This is a genomic window from Pseudomonas sp. NPDC090755, from assembly GCF_044769005.1.
GTDB lineage: Bacteria > Pseudomonadota > Gammaproteobacteria > Pseudomonadales > Pseudomonadaceae > Aquipseudomonas.
The window spans coordinates 118,769-132,004 of record NZ_JBIVXC010000001.1; the positions used below are offsets into that span (position 1 = coordinate 118,769).

Consider the following 13,236-nt stretch of genomic DNA (forward strand, 5'->3'; position numbering starts at 1 on the left):
AGAATGGCTAAGGTATTCGCAATCGCGAACCAGAAGGGTGGTGTGGGTAAGACCACCACCTGTATCAATCTCGCAGCATCGCTGGTGGCGACCAAGCGCCGCGTGCTGCTGATCGATCTCGATCCACAGGGCAACGCCACCATGGGCAGTGGTGTGGATAAACACGTCCTGGAACATTCGGTCTATGACCTGTTGATCGGTGAATGCGACCTGGCCCAGGCCATGCATTTCTCCGAGCACGGCGGTTATCAGCTGCTGCCGGCCAACCGCGACCTGACCGCCGCGGAAGTGGTGCTGCTGGAAATGCAGATGAAGGAAAGCCGTCTGCGCACCGCGCTGGCGCCGATCCGCGAGAACTACGACTACATCCTGATCGACTGCCCACCGTCGCTGTCGATGCTGACCCTCAACGCCCTGGTCGCCGCCGATGGCGTGATCATTCCGATGCAATGTGAATACTTTGCCCTGGAAGGCTTGAGCGACCTTGTGGATAACATCAAGCGCATCGCCGAGCGGCTGAACCCGAACCTGAAGGTCGAAGGCCTGCTGCGGACCATGTACGACCCACGCCTGAGCCTGATCAACGATGTTTCGGCACAGCTCAAGGAACACTTCGGTGATCAGCTCTACGATACGGTGATCCCGCGCAACGTGCGCTTGGCCGAAGCGCCGAGTTTCGGCATGCCGGCCTTGGCCTACGACAAGCAATCGCGTGGCGCACTGGCCTATCTGGCCCTGGCCGGGGAACTCGTACGCCGTCAGCGGCGTCAATCCCGCACTGCACAAACAACTTAAGGAATCCGTATGGCCGTTAAGAAACGGGGTCTCGGACGTGGGTTGGATGCACTGCTCAGTGGTCCTACCGTCAGCGCGCTCGAAGAGCAGGCTGTGAAGGTCGACCAGAAAGAACTGCAACATCTGCCCCTCGACCTGATCGAGCGCGGCAAATACCAGCCACGTCGGGACATGGACCCGCAAGCGCTGGAGGAACTGGCCCAGTCGATCCGCAACCAGGGCGTGATGCAGCCGATCGTGGTGCGCCCTATTGCCGAGAACCGCTACGAGATCATCGCCGGTGAGCGCCGCTGGCGCGCCAGCCAGCAGGCTGGCCTGGAGACCATCCCGGCGATGGTCCGCGAGGTGCCCGACGAGGCGGCCATCGCCATGGCCCTGATCGAGAACATCCAGCGCGAAGACCTCAACCCGGTGGAAGAGGCCATCGCCCTGCAGCGCCTGCAGCTGGAGTTCCAGCTGACCCAGCAGCAGGTCGCCGATGCCGTGGGCAAGTCGCGGGTGACCGTGGCCAACCTGCTGCGCCTGATCTCGCTGCCGGAAGTGATCAAGACCATGTTGTCCCATGGCGACCTGGAAATGGGTCATGCCCGAGCATTGCTCGGCTTGCCGGATGAGCAGCAGGTCGAGGGGGCGCGTCATGTTGTCGCACGTGGCCTCACGGTGCGCCAGACCGAAGCACTGGTTCGCCAGTGGCTCAATGGCAAGCCGGAACCGGTGGAACCGGCCAAGCCGGACCCGGACATTACCCGCCTTGAACAGCGTCTGGCAGAGCGTTTGGGCTCGGCAGTGCAGATACGCCACGGTAACAAGGGCAAAGGCCAGTTAGTTATCCGTTACAACTCGTTAGATGAGTTGCAAGGTGTGCTAGCTCACATCCGCTGAAACAATTCCATTTGTAGCGCGCAGTCGGAAATCACTACCCGGCAGTTGAATAGGGGTTAAACCGCCCCTATACTCTGCGCGCATTTTGTCGGCACAAATTATGCCAAGTCATAGCTGACTGGTTGGTCGACTTTCGAGGAGCAGTTGTGATGGAAACCCGCACGCCAAACCGCTTGCCTTTCCATCGCTGGGCGGTTTTTCCGGTACTGCTGGCTCAATGTGTCGTGTTTCTGCTGGCAACTTTGGCGTTGTGGCAGTGGCACGGGGTGGTCAGTGGATATTCAGCGCTCTGCGGAGGGTTGATCGCTTGGCTGCCAAATGTGTATTTCGCCTGGAAGGCATTCCGTTATACGGGGGCCAGGGCAGCGCAGGCCATCGTCAAGTCGTTTTACGCGGGCGAGGCAGGCAAATTGATTTTGACGGCAGTGCTTTTTGCACTGACGTTTGCAGGAGTGAAGCCATTGGCGCCGTTAGCAGTGTTCGGCGTCTTTCTGCTGACCCAGTTGGTCAGCTGGTTCGCGCCCCTGCTGATGAATATAAGACTTTCGAGACCTTAGGGCGTTTGAGGCAACCATGGCAGCAGAAACCGCTTCGGGCTATATCCAGCACCACTTGCAGAACCTGACCTTCGGTCAACTACCAGACGGCGGTTGGGGCTTTGCCCATTCCGCAGCAGAAGCCAAGGCAATGGGCTTCTGGGCTTTCCACCTGGATACCCTGGGTTGGTCGGTCGCGCTGGGTCTGCTTTTCGTATTCCTGTTCCGCATGGCAGCCAAGAAGGCGACTTCCGGCCAGCCTGGCGGCCTGCAGAACTTCGTTGAAGTGCTGGTAGAGTTCGTCGACGGCAGCGTCAAGGACAGCTTCCACGGTCGCAGCCCGGTGATCGCCCCACTGGCGCTGACCATTTTCGTCTGGGTGTTCCTGATGAACGCCATCGACCTGATCCCGGTCGACTGGATTCCTCAGCTGGCCATTCTGATCTCTGGTGATCCGCACATTCCGTTCCGTGCCGTATCGACCACCGACCCGAACGCCACCCTGGCCATGGCCTTCAGCGTGTTCGCCCTGATCATTTTCTACAGCATCAAGGTCAAGGGTATCGGCGGCTTCCTCGGCGAGCTGACCCTGCACCCGTTCGGCAGCAAGAACATCTTCGTTCAGATCCTGCTGATTCCGGTCAACTTCCTGCTCGAATTCGTCACCCTGATCGCCAAGCCGATCTCGCTGGCCCTGCGTCTGTTCGGCAACATGTATGCCGGCGAGCTGGTGTTCATCCTGATCGCCGTGATGTTCGGTTCCGGCCTGCTGTGGCTGAGTGGCCTGGGTGTGGTGCTGCAATGGGCGTGGGCTGTGTTCCACATCCTGATCATCACCCTGCAAGCGTTCATCTTCATGATGCTTACCATCGTCTACCTGTCGATGGCTCACGAAGATAACCATTAAGACCGCCTGGCGTGTCTGAGACCCTTCCGCCCGTACCGGGGAGGGTCGAAAAAGTCCGCAAGGGCAGCTGTACCAAACGATTTTGTTTTACCGCTTCAAACTAAAAAACCTAACCAATACGACGTAAAAGTCGGGAGGAAAGATGGAAACTGTAGTTGGTCTTACCGCTATCGCTGTTGCTCTGCTGATCGGCCTGGGTGCTCTGGGTACCGCCATTGGTTTCGGCCTGCTGGGCGGCAAGTTCCTGGAAGGCGCTGCTCGCCAGCCAGAGATGGTTCCAATGCTGCAAGTTAAAATGTTCATCGTTGCCGGTCTGCTCGACGCCGTAACCATGATCGGTGTTGGTATCGCTCTGTTCTTCACCTTCGCTAATCCCTTCGTTGGTCAAATCGCCGGCTAATCACTCGAATTTTCGAGTGGTTTGGTGTGATGGACAAAGAACGAGCGAGGTGTTGGCGTGAACATTAATGCAACCCTGATTGGTCAGTCCGTTGCGTTCTTCATTTTTGTGCTGTTCTGCATGAAGTTCGTGTGGCCTCCGGTCATCGCGGCATTGCAAGAACGTCAGAAGAAGATCGCGGATGGACTGGACGCTGCCAACCGAGCAGCTCGCGACCTGGAGTTGGCCCAAGATAAAGCGGGTCAGCAACTGCGCGAAGCGAAAGCTCAGGCAGCCGAAATCATTGAGCAAGCCAAGAAGCGCGGTGCTCAGATCGTCGAGGAAGCCCGTGATCAGGCCCGCGTCGAAGCTGACCGTGTGAAGGCTCAGGCTCAGGCCGAGATCGAACAGGAAATTAACGGCGTCAAAGACGCGCTGCGCGCCCAAGTGGGTAGCCTGGCCGTTAACGGTGCTGAAAAGATCCTTGGCGCCACAATCGATCAAAACGCGCATGCGGAGCTGGTTAACAAACTGGCCGCTGAAATTTAAGCGAGGGCGATCATGGCAGAACTGACCACGTTGGCCCGACCTTACGCTAAGGCTGCCTTTGAGCATGCCCAGGCCCATCAGCAACTGGCCAATTGGTCAGCCATGCTCGGCCTGGCTGCTGCGGTGTCGCAAGACGACACCATGCAGCGCCTGCTCAAGGCCCCGCGACTGACGAGCGCACAAAAGGCCGCCACTTTTATTGAAGTGTGCGGTGACAAGTTTGATGCACAGGCACAGAGTTTCATCCAAGTTGCCGCGGAAAACGAACGTCTCCAGCTGTTGCCGGAGATTTCGGCTTTGTTCGACCTGTACAAGGCCGAGCAAGAGAAATCCGTGGATGTGGACGTCACCAGTGCTTTTGCATTGAACCAAGAACAGCAAGACAAACTCGCCAAGGTTCTCAGTGCACGGCTCAACCGGGAAGTGCGCCTGCAAGTGTCGGAGGATGCCAGCCTGATTGGTGGCGTCGTAATCCGCGCCGGCGACCTGGTTATCGATGGTTCAGTTCGCGGCAAAATCGCGAAACTGGCCGAAGCATTGAAATCTTGAGTTTGAAGGGGCAGCAGAGCAATGCAGCAACTCAATCCTTCCGAAATTAGTGAAATCATCAAGGGTCGCATCGAGAAACTCGATGTGGCCTCCCAAGCTCGCAACGAAGGTACTGTCGTCAGCGTTTCTGACGGCATCGTGCGGGTTCACGGTCTGGCCGACGTCATGTACGGCGAAATGATCGAGTTCCCAGGCGGCGTCTACGGCATGGCCCTCAACCTGGAGCGTGACTCCGTTGGTGTGGTAGCGCTGGGCGAATACCAGACCCTCGCTGAAGGCATGAGCGCCAAGTGCACCGGCCGCATCCTGCAAGTTCCTGTTGGTAAGGAACTGCTGGGTCGCGTTGTCGATGCACTGGGTAACCCAATCGACGGCAAAGGCCCACTGGGCAACACCGAGTTTGACGCTGTCGAGAAAGTTGCTCCAGGCGTGATCTGGCGTAAGTCGGTAGACCAGCCTGTACAGACTGGCTACAAATCCGTCGACGCCATGATCCCGGTTGGCCGTGGCCAGCGTGAGCTGATCATCGGTGACCGTCAGATCGGTAAGACCGCCATGGCGATCGACGCCATCATCAACCAGAAAGACTCCGGTATTTTCTGCGTTTATGTTGCTGTCGGCCAGAAGCGTTCCACCGTTGCCAACATCGTTCGCAAGCTGGAAGAAAACGGCGCCCTGGCCAACACCATCGTGGTCGTTGCCAGTGCTTCGGAATCCGCCGCACTGCAATTCCTGGCGCCATACGCCGGTTGCACCATGGGCGAGTTCTTCCGTGACCGCGGTGAAGACGCGCTGATCGTATACGATGACCTGTCCAAGCAGGCCGTTGCCTACCGTCAGATCTCCCTGCTGCTGCGCCGTCCACCAGGACGTGAAGCGTACCCAGGTGACGTGTTCTATCTCCACTCCCGTCTGCTGGAGCGTGCATCGCGCGTTTCCGAAGAGTACGTCGAGAAGTTCACCAACGGTGCTGTAACTGGCAAGACCGGTTCCCTGACCGCACTGCCGATCATCGAAACCCAGGCTGGCGACGTTTCCGCGTTCGTTCCGACCAACGTGATTTCCATCACCGACGGTCAGATCTTCCTGGAATCCGCCAAGTTCAACTCGGGCATCAGCACTGCAGGTAACGCCGCTGTTACGGTAACCCGTGTGGGTGGTGCCGCTCAGACCAAGATCATCAAGAAGCTCTCCGGTGGTATCCGTACCGCTCTGGCTCAGTACCGTGAACTGGCTGCATTCGCCCAGTTCGCTTCTGACCTGGACGAAGCCACCCGTAAGCAACTCGAACACGGCCAACGTGTTACCGAGCTGATGAAGCAGAAGCAATACGCTCCAATGTCCATCGCTGACATGGCGCTGTCGCTGTATGCCGCTGAGCGTGGGTTCCTGACCGACGTTGAAATCGCCAAGATCGGCAGCTTCGAGCAAGCGCTGATTGCTTACTTCAACCGTGATCACGCCGAACTGATGGCGAAGATCAACGTGAAGGGTGACTTCAACGACGAAATCGACGCTGGCATCAAAGCCGGTATCGAGAAGTTCAAGGCCACCCAAACCTGGTAAGCCGCAGCGGGGGCTTTGCAGCCCCCGCTTGCTAACCTGATAGGTGTTACATGGCAGGCGCAAAAGAGATTCGCAGTAAGATTGCGAGCATCAAAAGCACGCAAAAAATTACCAGCGCCATGGAAAAAGTGGCGGTCAGCAAGATGCGCAAGGCACAAATGCGCATGGCTGCTAGCCGTCCTTACGCGGAGCGCATCCGCCAGGTGATTGGTCATCTGGCCAACGCCAACCCGGAATACCGCCACCCGTTCATGATCGACCGCCCTGTAAAGCGCGCCGGTTATATCGTGGTGAGCAGTGACCGTGGTCTGTGCGGTGGCTTGAACACCAACCTGTTCAAGGCCCTGGTCAAGGACATGGCGGTAAACCGCGAGCAAGGCGTCGAGATCGACCTGTGCGTGATCGGCAGCAAAGGTGCGGCATTCTTCCGTAACTTCGGCGGTAACGTCGTCGCTGCAATCAGCCACCTGGGCGAAGAGCCGTCGATCAACGATCTGATCGGCAGCGTCAAGGTGATGCTGGACGCTTACCTGGACGGCCGCATCGATCGCCTGTCCGTGGTATCGAACAAGTTCATCAATACCATGACGCAAACGCCAACGGTCGAGCAGTTGATTCCGTTGGTTGCAACCCCGGATCAAGAACTCAAGCACCACTGGGACTACCTCTACGAACCTGACGCCAAAGAGCTGCTGGACGGCCTGATGGTGCGTTACGTGGAGTCGCAGGTCTACCAGGCGGTGGTCGAGAACAACGCAGCTGAACAAGCTGCCCGGATGATCGCAATGAAGAACGCCACCGACAACGCCGGTGATTTGATCAGCGAATTGCAGCTGATCTACAACAAGGCGCGTCAGGCTGCGATCACCCAAGAGATCTCGGAAATCGTCGGCGGCGCTGCCGCGGTTTAACGGTTCAAATATTCAGAGGATCCAGCTATGAGTAGCGGACGTATCGTTCAAATCATCGGCGCCGTCATCGACGTGGAATTTCCACGTGACAGCGTACCGAGTGTCTATAACGCGCTGAAAGTAGTTGGCGCGGAAACCACCCTGGAAGTTCAGCAGCAGCTGGGCGACGGCGTGGTTCGTACCATTGCGATGGGTTCCACCGAAGGCCTGAAACGCGGTCTGGACGTCACTGACACCAACGCAGCCATCTCGGTACCGGTCGGTAAAGCGACCCTGGGCCGTATCATGGACGTTCTGGGTAACCCAATCGACGAAGCCGGTCCTATCGGTGAAGAAGAGCGTTGGGGCATCCACCGTGACGCGCCTTCGTTCGCTGACCAGGCAGGCGGCAACGACCTGCTGGAAACCGGCATCAAGGTTATCGACCTGGTTTGCCCGTTCGCCAAGGGTGGTAAGGTTGGTCTGTTCGGTGGTGCCGGTGTAGGCAAGACCGTAAACATGATGGAACTGATCCGTAACATCGCCATCGAGCACAGCGGTTATTCCGTGTTCGCCGGTGTGGGTGAGCGTACTCGTGAGGGTAACGACTTCTACCACGAGATGAAGGATTCCAACGTACTGGACAAGGTTGCCCTGGTATACGGCCAGATGAACGAGCCGCCAGGAAACCGTCTGCGCGTAGCGCTGACCGGCCTGACCATGGCCGAGAAGTTCCGTGACGAAGGTAACGACGTTCTGCTGTTCGTCGACAACATCTACCGTTACACCCTGGCCGGTACCGAAGTATCCGCACTGCTGGGCCGTATGCCTTCGGCAGTAGGTTACCAGCCGACCCTGGCTGAAGAGATGGGCGTTCTGCAAGAACGTATCACTTCGACCAAGGAAGGTTCGATCACCTCGATCCAGGCCGTATACGTACCTGCGGACGACCTGACCGACCCGTCGCCAGCGACCACCTTCGCCCACTTGGACGCCACCGTCGTACTGTCCCGTGACATCGCCTCCCTGGGTATCTACCCAGCGGTCGACCCACTGGACTCGACTTCGCGCCAGCTGGACCCACTGGTCATCGGCAACGAGCACTACGAGACCGCTCGTGGCGTTCAGTACGTACTGCAGCGCTACAAAGAGCTGAAGGACATCATTGCTATTCTGGGTATGGACGAACTGTCCGAGACCGACAAGCAACTGGTAGCCCGTGCTCGTAAGATCCAGCGCTTCCTGTCCCAGCCGTTCTTCGTGGCAGAAGTCTTCACTGGTTCTCCAGGCAAATACGTTTCCCTGAAAGACACCATTGCTGGCTTCAGCGGCATCCTCAAAGGTGACTACGACCACCTGCCAGAACAAGCGTTCTACATGGTCGGCGGCATCGAGGAAGCGATCGAGAAAGCCAAGAAACTGTAATCCCGGCGCCCCGAAAGGGGCGCTAATCAGGTTGAGGCAAGCAGATGGCTATGACAGTCCATTGCGATATCGTCAGCGCGGAAGGAGAAATCTTCTCCGGCCTGGTCGAGATGGTGGTTGCGCACGGTAACCTGGGTGATCTTGGTATCGCTCCAGGCCATGCGCCGCTGATCACTAATCTCAAGCCAGGTCCAATCACGCTGACCAAGCAGGGTGGCGCCCAGGAGGTGTTCTACATCTCCGGTGGTTTCCTCGAGGTCCAGCCGAACATGGTCAAGGTGCTTGCCGATACTGTGCAACGTGCTGCCGACCTGGACGAAGCTCAGGCTCAGGATGCCGTCAAGGCAGCTGAACAAGCCCTGCACGAAAAAAGCGCGGATTTCGACTACAGTGCCGCCGCTGCACGTCTGGCCGAAGCCGCAGCCCAGCTGCGCACCGTCCAGCAAATGCGCAGGAAGTAATTTGGCCTTCGAGCCGATTGCTTCTGGCGTGATTGAGTTAAAGGGTAGCCTCGGCTACCCTTTTTCTTTTTCTGAATTTCCTCATTTGGTCACAGCGCTGACCACCCAGGATTGGTAGCCCGTCAATGTCTCTCGATATCGTAATTCTCGCCGCAGGCCAAGGCACCCGCATGCGTTCGGCGCTGCCCAAGGTTCTGCACCCGGTCGCCGGCGACTCCATGCTTGGCCATGTTATCCACAGCGCCCGTGCGCTTGAGCCACAAGGCATTCATGTGGTGATCGGGCACGGCGCCGAGCTGGTTCGCGAGCGCCTGGCGGCCGACGACCTGAACTTCGTCCTGCAGGACAAGCAACTGGGTACCGGCCATGCAGTAGCCCAGGCTCTGCCGGCACTGAGCGCCGATACTGTGCTGATCCTCTACGGCGATGTGCCGCTGATCGAAGTCGACACCCTCAAGCGCCTGCTGGCCAAGGTCACCCCGGAGCAACTGGGGCTGCTGACCGTTACCCTCGATGACCCGACCGGCTATGGCCGCATTGTGCGTGATGCCCAGGGCCAGGTGGCGGCGATCGTCGAGCACAAGGATGCCAGCGACGCGCAAAAAGCCATCAAGGAAGGCAACACCGGCATCCTCGCAGTACCGGGTGCCCGCCTGGCCGAGTGGCTGGGCCGTTTGTCGAACAACAACGCCCAGGGCGAGTACTACCTGACCGACGTGATCGCCATGGCCGTTGCCGATGGCCTGGTGGTTGCCACCGAGCAGCCGCACGACCCGATGGAAGTGCAGGGTGCCAACGACCGTCGGCAACTGGCTGAACTGGAGCGTCACTATCAGCTGCGTGAAGGCCGCCGTCTGATGGCCCAGGGTGTGACCCTGCGTGACCCGGCGCGTTTCGATGTCCGCGGCGAAGTGACCGTTGGTCGCGATGTGCTCATCGACATCAACGTGATCCTCGAAGGCCGCGTGGTCATCGAAGACGACGTGGTGATCGGCCCGAACTGCGTGATCAAGAACAGCACCTTGCGTAAAGGTGTGGTGGTTAAGGCCAACAGCCACCTGGAAGGCGCGATCATGGGTGAAGGTAGTGATGCCGGTCCGTTTGCCCGCCTGCGTCCTGGCAGCGTGCTGGAAGCCCGTGCCCATGTGGGTAACTTTGTCGAACTGAAGAACGCCCACCTCGGTGAAGGCGCCAAGGCCGGTCACCTGACCTACCTGGGCGATGCCGAGGTCGGTGCGCGTACCAACATCGGTGCCGGTACCATCACCTGCAACTACGACGGCGCGAACAAATTCAAGACCGTTCTGGGTGAGGATGTGTTCATCGGATCGAACAACTCGCTGGTTGCCCCTGTGGATATCCTCGATGGTGCCACCACCGCAGCCGGTTCGACCATTACCCAGAATGTCGAAGCCGGCCAGCTGGCCGTGGGTCGAGGACGTCAACGCAACATCGACGGCTGGAAGCGGCCGGAGAAGATCAAGAAGGGCTGAAGTTACCCACAGCCGTGAGCAAGGGCCGACTGTACAGTGTATAAGTCGGCCCTTTTTCGTTTTGTGGATAAACCTGGCCTGTGGATCAAGTTATCCACACCTGAATTTCATCGGATCAGCTTGACGCATCCAACGCTTTAGGTTTTGATTGGCATCATTAACTTTCGAAACGAAACTTAAACGCCAAATGTCGAAACGTAACACCCCTCAGCGCCGCCACAATATCCTCGCTTTGCTCAATGAGCAGGGCGAGGTGAGCGTCGATGCCCTGGCCAAGCGTTTCGAAACCTCGGAAGTGACCATCCGCAAGGATCTTGCCGCCCTGGAAGCCAATGGCTTGCTGCTACGGCGCTATGGCGGTGCGGTGACCATGCCCCATGAATTGATCGCCGACCAGGGCCAGCCGGTCTCTCTCTATAAGCAGGCGATCGCCAGAGCCGCCGTGGGTCGTATCCGTGAGCATGCCCGTATCATCATCGACAGTGGCAGCACCACTGCGGCCATGATCCCCGAACTGGGCCATCAACCGGGCCTGGTGGTGATGACCAACTCGTTGAATGTCGCCCGCGCCTTGAGCGAACTGGAGCATGAGCCGGTGCTGTTGATGACCGGTGGAACCTGGGATCCACATTCCGAGTCTTTCCAGGGGCAGGTTGCCGAGCAGGTCCTGCGCTCCTACGATTTCGACCAGTTGTTCATCGGTGCCGATGGCATCGACCTGGAGCGCGGTACCACGACTTTTAACGAGTTGCTCGGTCTTAGCCGGGTCATGGCCGAAGTGGCCCGTGAAGTGATCGTGATGGTCGAGTCCGACAAGGTCGGACGCAAGATTCCCAACCTTGAGCTGCCCTGGGGCAGCGTCAACACCCTGATTACCGATGAGCGCTTGCCCGTTGAGGCGCGCGAACAGATTGAAGCCCGCGGCGTCCATGTGATTTGCGCCGCTCTCTCCAAGGAGCATGTCTAAATGTGTGGAATCGTTGGTGCCGTCGCCGAACGTAATATCACTGCCATCCTGATCGAAGGCCTCAAGCGCCTCGAGTACCGCGGCTATGACAGCGCCGGTCTGGCGGTCTACACCCAGCAGGGTCAACTGGAACGCCGCCGTCGCATTGGCAAGGTCAGCGAACTCGAAGCTGCCGTCGCCGCCGAGCCACTGACCGGCTTCCTGGGTATCGCCCACACCCGCTGGGCCACCCACGGTGCGCCGAGCGAGCGCAATGCCCACCCGCACTTCTCCGCCAATGACCTGGCGGTGGTGCACAACGGCATCATCGAAAACCATGAAGAGCTGCGTGAGCAACTCAAGGGCCTGGGCTACGTCTTCAGCTCCGAGACCGACACCGAAGTCATCGTTCACTTGCTGCACCACACCCTCAAGACCCTGCCGGACCTGGCCGACGCCCTCAAGGCAGCGGTCAAGCAACTGCACGGTGCCTATGGCCTGGCCGTGATCAGCGCCAAGCAGCCGGATCGTCTGCTGGCTGCCCGCAGCGGCAGCCCGCTGGTGATCGGCCTGGGCCTGGGGGAAAACTTCCTGGCTTCGGACCAACTGGCCCTGCGCCAGGTCACTGACCGTTTTATGTACCTGGAAGAAGGCGACATCGCCGAGATCCGTCGCGACCAGGTGACCATCTGGGACGTCGCCGGCGCCAAGGTTCAGCGCGAGACCGTGCAGTACCACGAAGGTGCTGAAGCCGCCGACAAGGGCGAGTACCGCCACTTCATGCTCAAGGAAATCCACGAGCAGCCAACCGTGGTGCAGCGCACCCTGGAAGGCCGCCTGGGCAAGGACCACGTCATGGTCCAGGCCTTCGGCCCGCAAGCCGCCGAGCTGTTCGCCAAAGTGCGTAATGTGCAGATCGTCGCCTGCGGCACCAGCTACCACGCCGGTATGGTTGCCCGTTACTGGCTCGAAGGCCTGGCCGGCATTCCATGCCAGGTTGAAGTGGCCAGCGAGTTCCGCTACCGCAAGGTGGTGGTGCAGCCGGACACCTTGTTCGTCTCCATCTCCCAGTCCGGTGAAACCGCCGACACCCTGGCCGCCCTGCGCAACGCCAAGGAGCTGGGCTTCCTCGGCAGCCTGGCGATCTGCAACGTCGGCATCAGCTCGCTGGTACGCGAGTCGGACCTGACCCTGCTGACCCAGGCCGGCCCGGAAATCGGCGTGGCCTCGACCAAGGCCTTCACCACCCAGCTGGTTTCGCTGATGCTGCTGACCCTGTCCCTGGGCCAGGTGCGCGGCACCCTGGAAGCCGGCGTCGAAGCCGAACTGGTCGAAGAACTGCGTCGCCTGCCGACCCGCCTGGGCGAAGCCCTGGCCATGGACGCGACTGTCGAGAAGACCGCCGAGCTGTTCGCCGACAAGCATCACACCCTGTTCCTCGGCCGTGGCGCACAGTTCCCGGTGGCGATGGAAGGCGCGCTCAAGCTCAAGGAGATTTCCTACATCCACGCCGAAGCCTACCCGGCCGGTGAGCTCAAGCATGGCCCGCTGGCCCTGGTCGACAACGACATGCCGGTGGTTACCGTGGCGCCGAACAACGAACTGCTGGAGAAGCTCAAGTCCAACCTGCAGGAAGTGCGTGCCCGTGGCGGCCAGCTGATCGTCTTCGCTGACCAGGCCGCCGGCATGAGCAACGGCGAAGGCACCCATGTGATCGCCGTGCCGCACATCATCGATGCCTTAGCACCGATCCTCTACACCGTTCCGCTGCAGCTGCTGTCGTACTACGTGGCCGTACTCAAGGGCACCGACGTCGACCAGCCGCGTAACCTGGCCAAGTCGGTTACCGTTGAGTAAC

The 13,236-nt window shown here is 59.2% G+C and carries 14 protein-coding genes; all 14 read left to right on the plus strand.

From position 1 onward, the window contains the following. Nucleotides 1-3 precede the first annotated feature (3 nt). The 14 genes from ACIQUS_RS00580 (at nt 4) to glmS (ending at nt 13,235) form a co-directional block, all read left to right on the plus strand. A complete protein-coding gene (locus ACIQUS_RS00580) occupies nt 4-795 on the plus strand; it encodes a ParA family protein (protein ID WP_285863647.1) in 792 nt (263 codons plus the stop codon). A gap of 9 nt (nt 796-804) precedes the next feature. Then, complete coding sequence (locus ACIQUS_RS00585) at nt 805-1,677, plus strand: ParB/RepB/Spo0J family partition protein (RefSeq protein WP_403041525.1); 873 nt, start codon at nt 805-807, stop codon at nt 1,675-1,677. A 149-nt stretch (nt 1,678-1,826) separates the two neighbouring features. Then, on the plus strand, nt 1,827-2,234 hold the full coding sequence (locus ACIQUS_RS00590; RefSeq protein WP_403041528.1) for a F0F1 ATP synthase subunit I: 408 nt from the start codon (nt 1,827-1,829) through the stop codon (nt 2,232-2,234). A gap of 16 nt (nt 2,235-2,250) precedes the next feature. Further along, nucleotides 2,251-3,120 carry a F0F1 ATP synthase subunit A gene (gene atpB / locus ACIQUS_RS00595; RefSeq protein WP_010222723.1) on the plus strand — a complete coding sequence of 290 codons (870 nt, stop codon included), beginning with the start codon at nt 2,251-2,253 and terminating at the stop codon, nt 3,118-3,120. 142 nt (nt 3,121-3,262) lie between these two features. Beyond that, on the plus strand, nt 3,263-3,520 hold the full coding sequence (gene atpE, locus ACIQUS_RS00600; RefSeq protein WP_003097235.1) for a F0F1 ATP synthase subunit C: 258 nt from the start codon (nt 3,263-3,265) through the stop codon (nt 3,518-3,520). A gap of 57 nt (nt 3,521-3,577) precedes the next feature. Next, entirely contained in the window at nt 3,578-4,048 is a 471-nt protein-coding gene (locus ACIQUS_RS00605) for a F0F1 ATP synthase subunit B (RefSeq protein WP_403041531.1), read from the plus strand. A gap of 12 nt (nt 4,049-4,060) precedes the next feature. Continuing rightward, nucleotides 4,061-4,597, plus strand: coding sequence for a F0F1 ATP synthase subunit delta (locus ACIQUS_RS00610; RefSeq protein WP_403041533.1), 537 nt, complete (start codon nt 4,061-4,063; stop codon nt 4,595-4,597). Nucleotides 4,598-4,618: 21 nt separating this feature from the next. Then, on the plus strand, nt 4,619-6,163 hold the full coding sequence (gene atpA / locus ACIQUS_RS00615; RefSeq protein WP_403041535.1) for a F0F1 ATP synthase subunit alpha: 1,545 nt from the start codon (nt 4,619-4,621) through the stop codon (nt 6,161-6,163). A gap of 50 nt (nt 6,164-6,213) precedes the next feature. Continuing rightward, nucleotides 6,214-7,074, plus strand: coding sequence for a F0F1 ATP synthase subunit gamma (gene atpG / locus ACIQUS_RS00620; protein ID WP_403041537.1), 861 nt, complete (start codon nt 6,214-6,216; stop codon nt 7,072-7,074). A 27-nt stretch (nt 7,075-7,101) separates the two neighbouring features. Next, entirely contained in the window at nt 7,102-8,478 is a 1,377-nt protein-coding gene (gene atpD, locus ACIQUS_RS00625; protein WP_403041539.1) for a F0F1 ATP synthase subunit beta, read from the plus strand. Between the two features lie 44 nt (nt 8,479-8,522). Further along, on the plus strand, nt 8,523-8,939 hold the full coding sequence (locus ACIQUS_RS00630) for a F0F1 ATP synthase subunit epsilon (RefSeq protein WP_403041541.1): 417 nt from the start codon (nt 8,523-8,525) through the stop codon (nt 8,937-8,939). Nucleotides 8,940-9,064: 125 nt separating this feature from the next. After that, nucleotides 9,065-10,432 (plus strand): bifunctional UDP-N-acetylglucosamine diphosphorylase/glucosamine-1-phosphate N-acetyltransferase GlmU, encoded by a 1,368-nt coding sequence (gene glmU / locus ACIQUS_RS00635; protein WP_403041543.1) that lies wholly within the window; start codon nt 9,065-9,067, stop codon nt 10,430-10,432. A 187-nt stretch (nt 10,433-10,619) separates the two neighbouring features. Continuing rightward, nucleotides 10,620-11,399: a DeoR/GlpR family DNA-binding transcription regulator gene (locus tag ACIQUS_RS00640; protein WP_403041545.1), complete on the plus strand. Its 780-nt coding sequence runs from the start codon at nt 10,620-10,622 to the stop codon at nt 11,397-11,399. Then, nucleotides 11,400-13,235 carry a glutamine--fructose-6-phosphate transaminase (isomerizing) gene (glmS, locus tag ACIQUS_RS00645; RefSeq protein ID WP_403041547.1) on the plus strand — a complete coding sequence of 612 codons (1,836 nt, stop codon included), beginning with the start codon at nt 11,400-11,402 and terminating at the stop codon, nt 13,233-13,235. The last annotated feature ends 1 nt before the right edge of the window (nt 13,236 follow it).